Annotated in this window: 15 protein-coding genes; 7 read left to right on the top strand and 8 right to left on the bottom strand. The window is 63.2% G+C overall.

Annotation, left to right across the window (positions count from 1 at the left end):
• Positions 1-6 precede the first annotated feature (6 nt).
• The 4 genes from hemB (at position 7) to ACR42D_RS06530 (ending at position 3,267) form a co-directional block, all read left to right on the top strand.
• Positions 7-987 carry a porphobilinogen synthase gene (gene hemB / locus ACR42D_RS06545; RefSeq protein ID WP_484566031.1) on the top strand — a complete coding sequence of 327 codons (981 nt, stop codon included), beginning with the start codon at positions 7-9 and terminating at the stop codon, positions 985-987.
• A 1-nt stretch (position 988) separates the two neighbouring features.
• Positions 989-2,188 (top strand): heme b synthase, encoded by a 1,200-nt coding sequence (ahbD, locus tag ACR42D_RS06540; RefSeq protein WP_484566030.1) that lies wholly within the window; start codon positions 989-991, stop codon positions 2,186-2,188.
• A 288-nt stretch (positions 2,189-2,476) separates the two neighbouring features.
• Complete coding sequence (ahbA, locus tag ACR42D_RS06535; protein ID WP_484566029.1) at positions 2,477-2,926, top strand: siroheme decarboxylase subunit alpha; 450 nt, start codon at positions 2,477-2,479, stop codon at positions 2,924-2,926.
• Between the two features lie 14 nt (positions 2,927-2,940).
• Positions 2,941-3,267: a hypothetical protein gene (locus ACR42D_RS06530; protein ID WP_484566028.1), complete on the top strand. Its 327-nt coding sequence runs from the start codon at positions 2,941-2,943 to the stop codon at positions 3,265-3,267.
• Positions 3,268-3,280: 13 nt separating this feature from the next.
• On the opposite strand, the gene ACR42D_RS06525 is transcribed toward ACR42D_RS06530, so the two are convergent.
• Complete coding sequence (locus tag ACR42D_RS06525; protein ID WP_484566027.1) at positions 3,281-4,102, bottom strand: substrate-binding periplasmic protein; 822 nt, start codon at positions 4,100-4,102, stop codon at positions 3,281-3,283.
• 140 nt (positions 4,103-4,242) lie between these two features.
• Between ACR42D_RS06525 and rpe the strand changes: the two genes are divergently transcribed.
• Genes rpe through ACR42D_RS06510 form a run of 3 tightly spaced genes read left to right on the top strand, consistent with a single transcriptional unit; the run spans position 4,243 to position 7,383 of the window.
• Positions 4,243-4,893: a ribulose-phosphate 3-epimerase gene (gene rpe, locus ACR42D_RS06520; protein ID WP_484566026.1), complete on the top strand. Its 651-nt coding sequence runs from the start codon at positions 4,243-4,245 to the stop codon at positions 4,891-4,893.
• 49 nt (positions 4,894-4,942) lie between these two features.
• Complete coding sequence (locus ACR42D_RS06515; protein ID WP_484568444.1) at positions 4,943-6,883, top strand: ATP-binding cassette domain-containing protein; 1,941 nt, start codon at positions 4,943-4,945, stop codon at positions 6,881-6,883.
• Positions 6,884-6,885: 2 nt separating this feature from the next.
• A complete protein-coding gene (locus ACR42D_RS06510; RefSeq protein ID WP_484566025.1) occupies positions 6,886-7,383 on the top strand; it encodes a GNAT family N-acetyltransferase in 498 nt (165 codons plus the stop codon).
• Positions 7,384-7,458: 75 nt separating this feature from the next.
• Here ACR42D_RS06510 and ACR42D_RS06505 read toward each other — a convergent pair whose 3' ends face one another.
• The 7 genes from ACR42D_RS06505 to ACR42D_RS06475 are packed head-to-tail and all read right to left on the bottom strand — an operon-like array spanning position 7,459 to position 14,673.
• Positions 7,459-7,887, bottom strand: a complete 429-nt coding sequence (locus ACR42D_RS06505) for a response regulator (protein WP_484566024.1) — start codon at positions 7,885-7,887, stop codon at positions 7,459-7,461.
• Between the two features lie 32 nt (positions 7,888-7,919).
• Positions 7,920-8,570 (bottom strand): sensor histidine kinase, encoded by a 651-nt coding sequence (locus tag ACR42D_RS06500; RefSeq protein ID WP_484566023.1) that lies wholly within the window; start codon positions 8,568-8,570, stop codon positions 7,920-7,922.
• A gap of 16 nt (positions 8,571-8,586) precedes the next feature.
• A complete protein-coding gene (locus ACR42D_RS06495; RefSeq protein WP_484566022.1) occupies positions 8,587-8,937 on the bottom strand; it encodes a response regulator in 351 nt (116 codons plus the stop codon).
• 1 nt (position 8,938) lies between these two features.
• Positions 8,939-10,687, bottom strand: coding sequence for a sensor histidine kinase (locus ACR42D_RS06490; protein WP_484566021.1), 1,749 nt, complete (start codon positions 10,685-10,687; stop codon positions 8,939-8,941).
• 21 nt (positions 10,688-10,708) lie between these two features.
• Complete coding sequence (locus ACR42D_RS06485) at positions 10,709-11,926, bottom strand: cytidylate kinase-like family protein (RefSeq protein ID WP_484566020.1); 1,218 nt, start codon at positions 11,924-11,926, stop codon at positions 10,709-10,711.
• Between the two features lie 21 nt (positions 11,927-11,947).
• On the bottom strand, positions 11,948-14,074 hold the full coding sequence (locus ACR42D_RS06480; protein WP_484566019.1) for a SulP family inorganic anion transporter: 2,127 nt from the start codon (positions 14,072-14,074) through the stop codon (positions 11,948-11,950).
• 17 nt (positions 14,075-14,091) lie between these two features.
• On the bottom strand, positions 14,092-14,673 hold the full coding sequence (locus ACR42D_RS06475; protein WP_071546679.1) for a TetR/AcrR family transcriptional regulator: 582 nt from the start codon (positions 14,671-14,673) through the stop codon (positions 14,092-14,094).
• Positions 14,674-14,878 lie beyond the last annotated feature (205 nt).

Genomic DNA, 14,878 nt, shown 5'->3' with positions numbered 1-14,878 from the left:
GGAATAATGATACCCACTGATTTCTATCGCGGACGCAGGCTGCGGACCTCTCCGGCCATGCGCGAGCTGGTGCGGGAGAACCAAGTCACGGCCAACGACCTGGTCATGCTCTATTTCGTCATCGACACCGACGACGAGGATTTCAAGAAGGAAATCCCGTCCATGCCCGGCCAGTACCAACTCTCCCTCAAACAGCTGGAGATCAAGGTGGCCGAGGCCATCGGCAACGGGCTCAAGGCCCTGATGCTCTTCGGCATCCCCAGGACCAAGGACGAGATGGGCTCCGGGGCCTACGACGACAACGGCATCATCCAGAAGGCCACGCGCATGCTCAAGGCCCGCTGGCCCGAGCTGATCATCCTGGCCGACACCTGCCTGTGCGAGTACACCTCCCACGGCCACTGCGGCGTGGTCAAAAACGAATACGTGCAGAACGACCCGACCCTGAACCTGCTGGCCCGGACCGCCGTGTCCCAGGCCAAGGCCGGAGCCGACATCATCGCACCGTCCGACATGATGGACGGCCGCGTGGCCGCCATCCGCGCCGCCCTGGACGAAGCGGGCTTCATCAACGTCCCGATCATGTCCTATGCGGTCAAATACGCGTCGGCCTTTTACGGCCCGTTCCGCGAGGCCGCCGAGGGCGCGCCCAAGTTCGGCGACCGCAAGACCTACCAGATGGACCCGCCCAACGTGCGCGAGGCCATGCGCGAGGCCGCCGCCGACCTGGAGGAAGGCGCCGATTTCCTGATGGTCAAGCCCGGCCAGCCCTACCTGGACATTGTCCGGCTGATCCGCGACAATTTCGACACGCCGGTGGCCGCCTACCAGGTCAGCGGGGAATACGCCCTGATCAAGGCCGCCGCCCAAAACGGCTGGGTCGACGAGCAATCCATCGTCATGGAATCCCTGGTCGGCTTCAAGCGCGCGGGCGCGGATTTGATCCTGTCCTACTTCACCGAAGACGTACTCAAGGTATTGAAATAATATGAGCGAACATCCAAAAGGCCATCCCGGCTCCATGACCGGCTGCCCGCCCGAAGGCCATCCCGGCGGACACCCCGGCGGGCACCCCCACGGCAAGATGCACCCCGGCGCGGAACACGCGCCCAAGAAGTACCTCGACGACGGCGTCACCCCCATCTGTCGGCTCATTGCCTGGGAAGTGACCCGATCCTGCAACCTGGCCTGCAAGCACTGCCGGGCCGAGGCGCACCCCGAGCCCTACGAGGGCGAGCTGTCCACCGTTGAGGCCAAGGCGCTCATCGACACCTTCCCGGATGTGGGCTCCCCGATCATCATCTTCACCGGCGGCGAGCCCATGATGCGGGCCGACGTCTACGAGCTGATCGCCTACGCCAAGAACAAGGGCATGCGCTGCGTCATGGCCCCCAACGGCACGCTGATCACCCCGGAGACCGCCCGGAAGATGAAGGAAGCGGGCATCGAACGCTGCTCCATCTCCATCGACGCGCCCGAGGCAACCCAGCACGACGAGTTCCGAGGCGAGCTCGGCGCGTTCGACGCCTCCATGCGCGGCATCCAGTATCTCAAGGACGTGGGCATCGAGTTCCAGATCAACACCACGGTGACCAAGAACAACCTGCACCTGTTCAAGGACATCTTCCATCTCTGCGAGAAGATCGGCGCGTCCGCCTGGCACATCTTCCTGCTCGTGCCCACGGGCCGGGCCGTGGAGCTCGGCACCGAGATCATCACCGCCGAGGAGTACGAGGACGTGCTCAACTGGTTCTACGATTTCCGCAAGACCACCAACATGCAGCTCAAGGCCACCTGCGCGCCCCACTACCACCGCATCCTGCGCCAGCGGGCCAAGGAGGAAGGCGTTCCGGTCAACTTCGAGAACTTCGGCCTGGACGCTGTCTCGCGCGGCTGCCTGGGCGGCATCGGGTTCTGCTTCATCTCCCACCGTGGCCAGGTCCAGCCGTGCGGCTACCTGGAACTGGACTGCGGCAACGTCCGCGACATTCCCTTCCCGGATATCTGGAAGAAATCCCCGCAGTTCCTCAACCTGCGCAACCCCGAGGTCTACGACGGCAAGTGCGGGCACTGCGAATACGAAAAGGTCTGCGGCGGCTGCCGCGCCCGAGCCCAGACCATGAAGGGCCACTATCTCAAAGAAGAGCCCCTGTGCTCCTACACCCCGAAAAAAAAGCCGAAGGCGTAAGCCTCCGGCGGCCGGGGGAAGGGGAGAAGGGAACCCTTTGAAAAGGGCTTCCCTTCTCCCCTTCCCCCGGACCCCCATCCCCTCAACCCTCCTAAACTTTTTGTATCGCTTCGCGGAGGGCGGGGTGGGATGTCAGGTTGGATCGCTTGACCTGAAGCTGTTTTTTGAAAGAGAATTCACCGTGACCGGACGCAACCCGCCGAAGGCGCGATAAAAAGTTTTGAAAGGGAGTCCAGAGGGAAAACTATTTCAAAAGTTTTCCCTCTGGCCGCCGGAGGCATTATCCCCATGGACGCATACGACAAGCAGATACTCGACATCATCCAGTCCCATTTCCCGCTCGCTTCACGCCCTTACGAGGAGGTCGGCAAGCAGGTCGGTCTGACCGAGGCAGAGGTGCTTGAGCGGGTGCGGGCCATGAAGGAATCCGGGCTGATCCGGCGCATGGGGGCGAACTTCTCGTCCCAGTCCCTGGGCTGGCAGTCCACCCTGTGCGCGGCCAGCGTGCCCGAGGACAAGCTCGACGAGTTCGTGGCCGAGGTGAACAAGCACGACGGGGTGACGCACAACTATCTGCGCGAGAACGAGTTCAACGTCTGGTTCGCGCTCATCGCCCCGGACATGGACGCGGTGGAGAGCATCCTGGCCTCCATCACCGAGGCCACGGGCATCAAGGTGCTCAACCTCCCGGCGGACAAGCTGTTCAAGATCAAGGTCGATTTCAAGATGGACAAGTAGGGAGTCCCGAGGCCATGCACAAGTTGTACAAGATTCTGCTGCTCGGGCTGGCCGCCGGCATCCTGAACGCCATCCCCATGGTCTTTCTGTCCTCGGCCTGGCAGCCCGTGGCCGCCACCCTGCTCCACTGGCTGGGCCTGAGCATCGTCATCGCCTACGCGCGCATGCCGCTGGAGAGCTGGGCCACGGGCATGCTCATCGCGATGCTGACCTCCCTGCCCGTGTGCATCCTGCTCCATCCCGGCAGCGTGTTGGGCGTGCTCCAGGTCCTCGCCATCGCCCTGGTCCTCGGCGGACTGCTCGGCTTCACCGCCGAACGGCTCGTCCAGAACCAGCCCTGACCGACCGCAGGCCTCACTCCGCCCCGTTCTCCCCGACGGAAGACGGGACCTTGCCGAAAAACGATTCCCGCATCCGGCCGTAGGGGCTGGTCCCTGACGAATCCACTTCCTTGAACCGGTCCAGGGCCGACTGGAGCCGACGGATCAATCCGTCGTCCGTACTCTTGTTGAATCCGAAATATATCTGCAGCGGTTCGAAACGGTAGACCACGGTATAGTCGTCCTTGGCCATGCCCTCTTCGTCCATGAGCCGGTTGGACGCGCCGATGGCCTGGACGATCAGATCCACCCTTCCCTCCCTGAGCATCCTGAGCTGGGCGGGGATGGCGCTGAGCATGACCATGTTCTGCCAGATTTCGGGCAGGGCCTTGATCAGGACCCGGTAAGGAGCCGTGTTGCGGACCATGCCGATGGTGTATCGTTTCAGGTCGCTCAGTTTCTCGATCTTGATGCCTGAGTCCTTGCGCGCGAAGACCCCGATGGGGAGCGTGTCCAGCGGGCCGACCCACTTGAAGCGGTCGATCCGCTCCGGGAGCCTGGCCAGCACGAGCAGGGCGGTGCCCGGCTTGACCTCCACCTCATGGACCGCCCGCGCCCAGGTCATCACCTTGATGTCGGTGGGGGCGAAATGTTCGCCGACCGAGTGCATCAGCCGCCCCATCAGCTCCACGGCGAACCCCGAAGGCGGCCCGTTGTCGTGCAGCACGGCGTAGGGAGGCAGCCCGTCCACGTAAAAACGGACATGCTCGGCCCAAGCGACCTCGGGCGACGCGAACACGGTGAACAGCCCCAAAAACAGCACTGGAAGGATTTTTCTCACCTTGAGCATACCCATACGGGGATTCTTACCGCATTTTTCAAGCCGTAAAAATGATTATTTGCCGGGCAGCCGGAACCGCTGTCTCGAAAGACTTGCGGTCCCATCCGCGAGCGGGTACACCTTTGCCAGCAAAACCACCAAGCGGAGCGACGCGAATGATACTTTCCCCCTCCATGCTCTCCTCGGACTTCGCCAACATGGAAGCCGAGTTGAAAGCCCTGGAAACCGCGGGCCTGTCCTGGGTCCATCTGGACGTCATGGACGGCATGTTCGTGCCCAACATCACCTTCGGACCGCCGATCATCAAGGCCATGCGCGCCAAGTCCAAACTCTTTTTCGACTGCCACCTGATGGTCAACGATCCGGGCCGGTACATAGGCGAGTTCGCCGACGCCGGGGCCGACCTGATCTGCGTCCACGCCGAAGCGTGCACGCACCTGGAGCGGGTCTGCGCCCAGATCGCCGAGACCGGGGCCAAGCCCGCCGTGGCCCTGAATCCGCACACTCCGCCCGAGGCCATCCGCTATCTCCTGCCGCAGCTGTACATGGTCCTGGTCATGTCCGTGAACCCGGGCTTCGGCGGCCAGAAGTTCATCCCCTTCTGCCTGGACAAGGTCCGCGACCTCAAGGCCATGATCGACGAGACCGGAGCCGACACCCTGATCCAGATCGACGGCGGCGTGACCCTGGACAACGCGCGCGAGCTGACCGATGCGGGTGTGGACGTGCTCGTTTCCGGTTCGGCGTTCTTCAAGTATCCGCCCTACGGCGAGCGGCACAAGGCGTTCCAGGACGCCTGCGGCTAAACCAACCATCAACGGGGCTGTCCGCAGCCCCTTTTCTTTGAGCGACGCCATGGCCCTGGTCAGTTTACGAGATATTTCCATCAATTTCACCGGCACGGTGCTGCTGGACAAGGTGTCCATGCAGATCGAGCCGGGCGAGCGCGTCTGCCTGCTCGGCCGCAACGGCGAAGGCAAGTCCACCCTGCTGTCCATCATCGAGGGGATCACCCCGCCGGACACCGGATCCGTGGACTACCAGCGCGGCTGCCGCGTGGCCATGCTCCCCCAGGAGGTCCCCCAGGCCCTGGAGGGCACGGTCTACGACATCACGGCCAAAGGGCTGGGCCAGGTAGGTGAACACCTGGCTGCCTACCACGACGCCTCACACCCCCTGGCCGAATCCCCGGACCCGGACCAGGAGCTGGTGGACCGCCTGGAGCGCGCCCAGCACGCCCTGGAGGACGCCGGTGGCTGGCCGCACCACCAGGCCATCGAGACCGTGCTGTCGCACCTCAAGCTCGACGGCGACGACCTTTTCGCTTCCCTGTCCGGCGGCACCAAGCGCCGCGTGCTCCTGGCCCGCGCCCTGGTTTCGAACCCGGACCTGCTCATCCTGGACGAGCCCACCAACCACCTGGACATCGACTCCATCTCCTGGCTCGAGGACTTCCTGCTGCGCCAGAGCGCGGCCCTGCTCTTCGTCACCCACGACCGCGCCTTCCTGCGGCGGCTGGCAACGCGCATCGTGGAACTGGACCGTGGGCGGCTGACCAGCTGGGAGTGCGACTACGAGACCTATCTCGAACGCAAGGATGAGGCCCTGTCCGCAGAGGCCAAGCAGAACCACAACTTCGACCGCAAGCTGGCCGAGGAAGAGACCTGGATTCGCCAGGGCATCAAGGCGCGACGCACCCGGAACATGGGCCGCGTTCGCGACCTGCGGAAGATGCGCGAGGAACGCAACGCCCGGCGGGAGCGCGTGGGCTCGGTCAAAATGGTCATCCAGGAGGCCGAGCGCACGGGCAAGCTGGTCATCGAGGCCAGGGACCTCTGCTTCGGATTCGACGACAAGCCGCTCATCGCGGACTTCTCCACCACGGTCATGCGCGGGGACAAGGTCGGGCTCATCGGGCCCAACGGCGCGGGCAAGACCACCCTGCTCAAGATCCTGCTCGGTGAACTCACGCCGCAGTCCGGGAGCGTGCGCCACGGGGTCAACCTGCAGATCAACTATTTCGACCAGCTGCGCCTCCAGCTCGACGAGACCCGGTCGGCCCGGTACAACGTGGCCGAGGGCAACGACTTCGTGGACATCAACGGCCACCGCCGCCACGTCATGTCCCATCTCAAGGACTTCCTGTTCACCCCGGACCGGGCCAAGGTCCCTGTCAGCGTGCTGTCCGGCGGCGAGCGCAACCGGCTACTCCTGGCCAAGCTGTTCACCCGCCCGTCCAACGTCCTGGTCATGGACGAACCGACCAACGACCTGGACGCCGAGACCCTGGACCTCCTGGAAGAGCTGCTCATGGACTACCCCGGCACCCTGCTGCTGGTCAGCCATGACCGCGACTTCCTGAACAACGTGGTCACCTCGTCCATCGCCTTCGAGGGCGACGGCCGGGTGGCCGAATACGTGGGCGGCTACGACGACTGGCTCCGCCAGCGGCCCTCCACCCCCCCGGCCCCGGCCAAGGCGTGCAAGCCCAGGACCGAGCCCGAATCCGAACCGATGAAAGCTGCCCCCACCAAGCGGAAGCTGAGCTACAAGGAAAAGTTCGAGCTGGAGAAAAAGCGCGAGGAACTCAAGAAGATGCCCGCCCGCATCGAGGCGCTCGAGACCGAGCTCGGCACCCTGCAGGAGCGCATGGGTTCCGCTGATTATTACAAGAATTCCGGCGAGGTAATGGCGGACGACCAAAAGCGGCTGGAAACCCTTGAGTCCGATCTTGAAATCGCCTATGAGACCTGGGAAGAACTCGAAACCGCCCTTGAGGGCGTGGAGCTGGATTGATCATGAAAGGCCTGACCATACGCCACGCGGACATGGACGACCTGCCCGCCTGCCATACCATTGAGGTCAATTGTTTTCCGCCCGCCGAGGCGGCCTGGGCGAGCAGCCTGCGCAACCGCATCGAGCTCTACCCCGAGGGCTTCCTGGTGGCCGAATGGGAAGGCCGCGTGATCGCCCAGGTGAACTCGGGCGCAACCGACAAGGACGACATCACGGACGAGGAGTTCAAGCAGCTCATCGGGCACGACCCGGAGGGCCGCCACCTGGTCATCTTCTCCCTGTCCGTGCATCCGGATTTCCAGAAGCGCGGCATCGCCGAGAAGCTGCTGACCAATTTCATCGAGCACGCCGGGGACATGGGCAAGACCGACATCAAGCTGTTGTGCAAGGAGGAGCTTCTGCCCTTCTACGCCCGCTTCGGTTTCACCGACGACGGCCTGTCCGCATCCACCCACGGCGGCGTCGCATGGCACGCCATGAGCCTGCACCTTCAGGACTGAGCGTCACGGCAAGAGACGAAAAAAGGCTGCCGGGATAATCCCGGCAGCCTTTTTTTCGACTTTGGGGACAGCGGCCTACCAGCCCTTGGACTTGAGGATGTCGTTGACCTTCTTCTCGGTCTTCTTCTCCACGATGACCATCTTCTTGGCCTGGGCCTTCTTGATCTTGTCGGTCAGGGCGTCGATGTCCGCAGGCTTCTCCATGAAGTCCATGGCGCCGAGCTTCATGGCCTGAATGCCCGCCTCCAGGGTGGCCTGGCCCGTGAGCAGGATGACCTGCATGTCGGGGTTGGTCTTCCGGATGACCTTGAGCATGTCGATGCCGTTCATGTCCGGCATCTGCAGGTCCAGCACGATGGCGTCGAAATCGCCGGAATTGATCGCGCTGACCGCCGCACTGGCGGTCTCGGCCGTGGTCACATCCATGCCCCGGATTTCCATCCGTTCGGACAGGGCCTCGAGGAATTCCACTTCATCATCGATAAGCAGTACTTTTTCTGCCATTTTTTCTTCTCCGATCTGGTATGAATGTTGTCTTACGCGGGAGCGCCCTTGTCCGCAAGCAGCAACTGGCTCGTCCCGGTCTTTTCGTCCACCTCGACGCGGGCATTCATGGCCCGGGCCAGTTCGGCGAACGGTTCGTCATTCTTCAACGGCGCATCCTTTCCGGGCACGGAAAGGGAGAACGATGCGCCGCCGTCGTCGGGGGAAACGCTGACCGCCAGCGTGTCGCCCGGTTGCATGGAATCGAAGGCCGCCACTATTGAGGAGTGCAGCAGCCGCGTCAGATCAAAGGGGCAGGCGACCATGGAAACGGGCGCGCTCTCGCCCAGGGTCAGCTTGATCTGCCGCATGTCGGCGAAACGGGCGGTCAGGTCCGCCGCCAGCCTCAGGGCCTCGACAAGGTTCACCTCGCGGACGTCCTCGTCGGTGGAATGGGCGAACGCGTTCATGTTCTTGACGATGGCGTCGCCGCGCCGGATCTGGCCCTGGATGGTGTTGGCCGCGCCCTTGAGCCGATCGGGCTGAAGGGGCATGCCGCGCTCGGCCATGAGCGTGAAATCCTCGATCAGGCCGGCCGCCTCGTTGATCACGGCGAACACGTTCTTGATCTCGTGGGACACGGACGCGCTGATGCGCCCGAAAAATCGCAGTCCCTCACGGGGTTCGCATTGGGTCCGGCTCATAGGGTCTCCTTGGCGGTTACGCCGCCACCTTGTGGATCAGAGCTACGAGGTCCTCAAGCTGGATGGGCTTGATCAAGTAGTTGCAGCCTGCAGCGCAGCCCGCCTTAAAATCCGCTTCCGATCCGTGGCCGGACAGGAAGATGAACTTCATGTCCGGATGCCGTTCCGCCAGCAGCTCCATGAGTTCCAGGCCGCTCAGCCGGGGCATCTTCATGTCCAGGACGGCCACGTCGTAATCGGTCTCCTCGGCCATGGCCAGGGCCGACTCTCCGCTGTCCGTCCAGTCCGCGTCCACGTCCCGGAATCCGAGTCGTTCGGCCATGGCGGAAACCAGTTCCACTTCGTCGTCTACCAAAAGTACTTTCATGTTATGCCTTGCCCGTCTTGTCTTCGGTCTTGGCCCCCTTGAGGGGCATGATGATGGTGAAGGTCGTGCCCACGCCCACCTTGCTCTCCACGGTCATGGCCCCGCCCAGCTCCTGGACCAGGCCATAGGTGATGGACAGCCCGAGTCCCGTGCCGCCGGTCTTCTTCTTGGTGGAGAAGAACGGATCGAAAATACGCTTGATGTCCGCTTCGGGGATGCCGCAGCCGTCGTCCTCCACGGTGAAGACCAACTGGTCGCAGGCCGTCTCGCGGGCCGTGATGGACAGGTGCCCCCCGTCGTTCATGGCCTGGAAGGCGTTGTTCACCAGGTTGAGGAATATCTGCTGCAGCTTGCCCCGGTCCGAGATGAACGGGGGCAACTTTTCCGGGACGTCCATGTCGATGGTGATGGACCGGTACTCGGCCTCCTTGCGCAGAAAGTCGATGACCTCGTCGGCCAACCCCTTGAACTCGATCTCGTCCATCTCCACGTCGATGTGCCGGGCGAAGCTCAACAGCCGCTTGGTGATCTTGCCGCAGCGGGACACCGAGTTGAGGATGGAGTCGATGTTGGCCAGCAGCCGTTCGTCGTGGGCGTACTCCTGTTTGTAGACGAACAGGTCGCGGATCAGCCCGGCCTTCTCGTTGATGATGGCCAGCGGGTTGTTGATCTCGTGGGCCACGCCCGCCGCCAGCCGCCCGATGGAGGCCATGCGGTTGGTGTGCTCCATGCGGTGCAGGGTCCTCGCCCTGGTCTGGTCCGCGATGTAGACCTTGTTGACCAGGTAGGTGGCCACGCCCACGATGACCAGCAGGATGACGACGATGCTGGTGATCAGGATCCAGAGCAGTTCCATGCGGATGGTCTGCAGCGGCTTCATCAGTTCGCGGGTGCGCTTGACCACGAGCACGATGAACGGGGTGTCGTGGATGTAGGCGTAGCCCACGGTGTACTCCTCGCCGTCGCCGCCCCGGACCTGCTCCACGCGGGTGGAGTCGGAGTAGCCGGGGATGGCCAGGTCCACCTTGGTCAGCAGCGAGCCGTGCTCCTTGGACGGGGTCTGGATGATTCCTTCGCGGTCCACCACGAAGGCGTCGCCCCCGCCGGGCAGGTCGAGCTGGGTCAGGATGGAGTTGAACTGGTCCGTGTCCAGGGTGGCCCGGAGAATGAAGTCCTCGTCGGTCCGGCTGTCGCGCACCTTGCGCGAGACCACCAGGTGCGGCTCGTCGCGGAACCCGAGGAAGACCCGGCTGATGTAGGTGCCGTGGGCCATGGTCGTGGCGAACCCCTCCTGGCCGCTGTAGTCGCGGCCGAGCAGGTCGTAGGGACCGATGTAGGCGATCTGCCGCCCCCGGGCGTCGATCAGACCGAGGTCCACGAACCCGCCGAAGCTCTGCTTCAGGGAAGCCAGCACCTTGGCCAGGTTCCTGTTATCGCGCAGGGCGCCGACGCCCTGGTCCTGGACCAGGAACTCCAGGGCCTTGGTCCGCTCCTCCAGGAAGTAGGCCACGGTGCGCCGGGTGTTCGAGGTGGTCCTGGACGTACGCAGGAGGTTTTCGGATTCAAGGGAGTGCCGGGTGACGTTATAGTCGATGAAGGCCATGACCATCAGCGGGATCAGCGCCACCAGCGCCAGCAGGATGATGGCGAAGCGCCAGATGCGGCGGTAGTTGAACAGGTTCTTGCCCGCTCCCCCGTCGCTCTCCGTATCCCAGAACTGGGGTCGTATCTTCTCGATCACTGATGCCATGACGCCACCCGGCTCCCGGAGTTACTTTTCGGCCCTGATCTTTTCGTTGGCGGCCTTGAGCGTCTCGCTCAGGACGTCGATGTCCACGGGCTTGTGCAGGTAGGCGAACGCGCCCAGGTCCATGCACACCTCGCGGTCCGCCTCCGAGCCGTGGCCGGTCAGGATGATGACCTCGATGTTCGGGTGCTCGCTCTTGACGCGGCGCAGAACCTCTATGCCATCGATGCCGGGCATCTTCAGGTCGAGGATCATGACCTCGGGTTCGTCGTCCCTGACCAGGTTCAGGGCGGACTCCCCATCATAAACCACGGCCGAGCCCATGTCACGCATCATCAACCGTTCGGACAGGGTCTGGACGAATTCGCGCTCGTCGTCCACCAGCAGGACCTTGGAGGGCACGTCGAAGTCCATCTTGCGGTAGATGTCGGTCTGATGGAATCCCTTGCCCACCTGGGCCTCCACGGCCTTGACGCCCTCCACGCCGGAGACGATGGACTTGAGCTCGCGCTCCAGCTTCTCCAGCAGCAGGACGTGCTTGTTGATGGTCAGGGTGACGGTGCCCTTGCTGGACGTGACCTGGACGTTGTGCCCTTCCTTGGCCAGCACGGTCTCCACCCGGGCGGCCAGGAGGAAGTCCTGCACCTGCGCGCGGGTCTTGTCCGTGACCTTGACCGCGGCATTGGAAAGCTGCTCGACGATGAGGTCGGCCGAGCGCTCCACGCCGGTGGAGGCCACGGGCAGGACCAGGTCGTAGAGGGTGCCGGACCACGGGTCGTCCACTTCGCGCAGGGCCTTGACCCAGGCGGCGCGGTCCTCGTCGTCCTTGCGGATGAGCTTCATGGCGTGCTTGTCGGCGAACCCCTCCTCGCGCTCGGCCACGGCCACACGCGCCTTGCGGTCGGAGATCAGGCAGACCTTGAGGATATGGCCGATGGCCGGATCGGGCAACTGGGAGGCGAACCCGGGGATGATCAGGTTTTCGTCCTCGACCAGCCGCTTGGCCACGGCCAGGCGCATCCAGGCGATGGCCTGCTCCTTCTCGTGGCTGAAGCTGTTGAAGACCGACCCCTTGGCCTGGAAGGCGCGGGCGATGCGGTCCTCGGCCATGCCCGACAGGCGCGCGGCGTCGGCCACGATCTCCTGGTCGGTTACCAGCCTGCAGTCCGTGGCGTCGATCACGCGCTTGACCACCACGCCGGCTTCGCAAAACAGTCCATTGAAAACGGTGATGACTGACATATTGACTCCCTTTTCTCGCCTTTAGGCCAGGCGGCAAACGGTGGTGAGGGGACAGCTATCTTCGTCGCCGTCGCGGTGGGCACTCTCGTGCGTAGCGCAGATGGCGCTCTCCATGGTCGCGTAGACGTGGTCCTTGCCGATCTTCTCCAGCAGGTGGGTGCGCTCGAGTACGGCCATGACCGCCTCGTTCACCCCGCACAGGGAGATGTCCAGTCCGCGGGAGCGGACCCGGTCGACGATCAGGGACAGGGCTTCCTCGCCCGAGGCGTCCATGTCATTGATGCCGTTGGCCACGATGATGATGTGCCTGAGCTTGTCGTTGCCCATCAGCCGCTCGGTAATCTGGTCTTCCAGGAAGCTGGCGTTGGCAAAGAACAGCGGGCCGTCGAAGCGGACCAGGGAGATGTGGCGGCACTCCCTGAGCCCGAAGGCCGTGGCGTCGCGCAGGGACTCGTCCTCGGTGCGGGACAGGTTGGCCACGCGCGGGCGCATGGACTTGTACAGGAAGACCAGCAGGGACAGGACCACGCCGACCATGATGCCCTTGTCCAGATGCGGCGCAAACGCCAGGGTGCAGACAAAGGACAGGATGGAGATGGCCCCGTCATACCACTGGGCCTTCCAGGCGTGGATGAAGCCCGAGGCGTTGATCAGCCCGATGACGGCCATCATGATGACCGCGGCCAGCACGGCCTGGGGCAGGTGGTAAAGCAGCGGGGTGAAGAAGAGCAGCGCGATGACGACCATCAGCGAGGTGAACACGCTGGACATGCCGGTGACCGCGCCCGCCTGCAGGTTGACCGCCGAGCGCGAGAACGAGCCCGAGGCCGGGTAGCTCTTGCCGCAAGCGCCGATCATGTTGGCCAGCCCCTGGCCGATGAGCTCCTGGTTGGGGTCCAGGCGCTGGCCGGTCTTGGCGGCCATGGCCTTGGCGATGGAAATGGCCTCCATGAAGCCGAGCAGGGAGATAATCGCCGCGAACGGGAGCAGGTGCAGCATGACCTTGAGGTCCAGCGACGGCATGGTAATGGACGGGATGCCCGAGGGCACGGTGCCGACCACGGCCCCGCCGCCCATCATCTTGAGAGAGGCGGCGTCGAGCTTGGTGTTGCCGACCTTGATGCGCCAGGTCCGACCATCGGCGGTCATGCCGTCCGGGACCGCGCCCTGGGCGAAGAAGAGCATTCCGCCGCCGGCCTCTTCCACGCCGGAGAGCAGGGTCTCGCGGAGCGCGGTGCGCAGCTCGTGGGCCTTTTCCTTGAGGGCGGCCATCTTCACGCCGATGACGTTCTGGTCGTGCTGGATATCCAGGACCGCGATGGGGTCGCCGCCCTCCTTGGCCTCTTCCATGCGCTTGCCCAGGGCGGTGCGCTCCAGGGCCAGGGCGTCCATGGCGTCCACGGCGGCGTTGAAGCCGACCACGGCCTCGTGCACGGCGGGCACGCGGATGGACTCCACCGAGGCCTTGGTGTCGTGGTTGAAGCCCAACCCCCAAGACAGGGCCGTGGTCACGACGACGGCCACCAGGACGTTGGGGATCTTGGGATTGACGCGCTTGAGGCCGACCATGATGCCGAAGGCCAGTACGCCCATGGCCAGGGTGGGCCAATGAGTGTAATGGATGGCGGAATGGACCACGCGCATGATGGTTTCATAGTGGTGCTCCGCGCCGTCCACGTAGACGCCGAACATCTTGGAAAACTGGGAAGAGGCGATGATGATGGCCGCCGCGTTGGTGAAGCCGTTTACCACCGGGTGGGACAGGAAGTTGACCACCAGGCCGAGCTTGAGCACGCCGAGCAGGAACTGGAACATGCCGACCATCAGGGCCAGCAGGATGGCGTAGGCGATGTACCCCTCGCTGCCCGCCGTGGCCAGGGGCTCGAGCGAGGCGGCGGTCATGAGCGAGACGACGGCCACGGGACCGGTGGCCAGCTGGCGGCTGGAGCCGAACAGGGCGGCCACCAGCGGGGGAAGGAAGGACGCGTACAGGCCGTAGTAGGCGGGCATGCCCGCCAGCTGGGCATAGGCCATGGATTGCGGAATGAGCACCAGGGCAACGGTCAGCCCCGCGATGGCATCGGCGCGGAACGCCGCCATGTTGTACCCTTTGAACCAGCCGATAAAGGGGAATATTCGTGAAACCATGCAGCCTCTTCCTTGCATTACGCCTGCAGCATCCTGCGGCACGCCCGCATCAACTCGTTGAACAGCGCGCCCGCATCGTACAGGTTGTAGTTTTTGAACCGAACCAGACCATCAGCCATCGTGAACAGAATGAGCGCCGATTTCCTGGGAAGGATTTCCTGGCTGATGGAGCCGTCCTCCAGCCCCGTCACGATGGCCTTCTCGAAGATGTCCACGAGGCAATTGTAGATATCCTCGAGATTCCCCCTGAACTCCGGATTGGACTCGGAGAACTGGTAGAGAAAGTGACGGTGCAGCAAAAGGAACTTGTCTTCCATCAGTCCCGCCAGATAGAGGTAGAATGAGATGACCTCCTCCGTCATCTCGAGACCGGACTTGAACGGCCTGTTCTCAAAGAACCGTTCGAACTGGTCCACTATCTCGTCCCTGGTCTTCTCCAGGATCGCCAGCAACAGACCCTCTTTGGTCTTGAAGTGGTAGAAAATCGTCCCCTCGGCCACCCCGGTGAGGCGGGCAAGCTCCTGCCCGGACGTGTCCGCGAACCCCTTGTGCGCGAACATGAACGTGGCGACCTTGAGGATGGATTCCTTCTTCTTCATGCCTTGATCCTTTTTTCCCAAGCGAACCGAGTGTTCACTCAGTTTTTTCCCTAATACTGAGTAACATTCTACTATGTCAAAAAAATCGGTAAAACTGAGTATGCACTCAGTTTCACAATCAAGACTCGCAAAATGATTGAAAAAGTCGAAAACCCGAATTCGGCAACCAAATAGGAAATAAAAAAAAGTTGCTCCCCTCCTCCTT

This window comes from Pseudodesulfovibrio sp. lm2024 (assembly GCF_051175575.1).
Lineage (GTDB): Bacteria > Desulfobacterota > Desulfovibrionia > Desulfovibrionales > Desulfovibrionaceae > Pseudodesulfovibrio > Pseudodesulfovibrio caledoniensis.
This window is presented reverse-complemented; position numbering and strand designations above follow the sequence as displayed.

Coding starts and splice junctions, on each gene's coding strand:
- ACR42D_RS06530 (WP_484566028.1), top strand. CDS start 2,941: ATGCACAAGTTGTACAAGATTCTGCTGCTCGGGCTGGCCGCCGGCATC.
- ACR42D_RS06495 (WP_484566022.1), bottom strand. CDS start 8,937: ATGAAAGTACTTTTGGTAGACGACGAAGTGGAACTGGTTTCCGCCATG.
- ACR42D_RS06510 (WP_484566025.1), top strand. CDS start 6,886: ATGAAAGGCCTGACCATACGCCACGCGGACATGGACGACCTGCCCGCC.
- ACR42D_RS06515 (WP_484568444.1), top strand. CDS start 4,943: ATGGCCCTGGTCAGTTTACGAGATATTTCCATCAATTTCACCGGCACG.
- ahbD (WP_484566030.1), top strand. CDS start 989: ATGAGCGAACATCCAAAAGGCCATCCCGGCTCCATGACCGGCTGCCCG.
- ACR42D_RS06525 (WP_484566027.1), bottom strand. CDS start 4,102: ATGGGTATGCTCAAGGTGAGAAAAATCCTTCCAGTGCTGTTTTTGGGG.
- ACR42D_RS06480 (WP_484566019.1), bottom strand. CDS start 14,074: ATGGTTTCACGAATATTCCCCTTTATCGGCTGGTTCAAAGGGTACAAC.
- ACR42D_RS06490 (WP_484566021.1), bottom strand. CDS start 10,687: ATGGCATCAGTGATCGAGAAGATACGACCCCAGTTCTGGGATACGGAG.
- ACR42D_RS06500 (WP_484566023.1), bottom strand. CDS start 8,570: ATGAGCCGGACCCAATGCGAACCCCGTGAGGGACTGCGATTTTTCGGG.
- hemB (WP_484566031.1), top strand. CDS start 7: ATGATACCCACTGATTTCTATCGCGGACGCAGGCTGCGGACCTCTCCG.
- ACR42D_RS06505 (WP_484566024.1), bottom strand. CDS start 7,887: ATGGCAGAAAAAGTACTGCTTATCGATGATGAAGTGGAATTCCTCGAG.
- ACR42D_RS06475 (WP_071546679.1), bottom strand. CDS start 14,673: ATGAAGAAGAAGGAATCCATCCTCAAGGTCGCCACGTTCATGTTCGCG.
- ACR42D_RS06485 (WP_484566020.1), bottom strand. CDS start 11,926: ATGTCAGTCATCACCGTTTTCAATGGACTGTTTTGCGAAGCCGGCGTG.
- rpe (WP_484566026.1), top strand. CDS start 4,243: ATGATACTTTCCCCCTCCATGCTCTCCTCGGACTTCGCCAACATGGAA.
- ahbA (WP_484566029.1), top strand. CDS start 2,477: ATGGACGCATACGACAAGCAGATACTCGACATCATCCAGTCCCATTTC.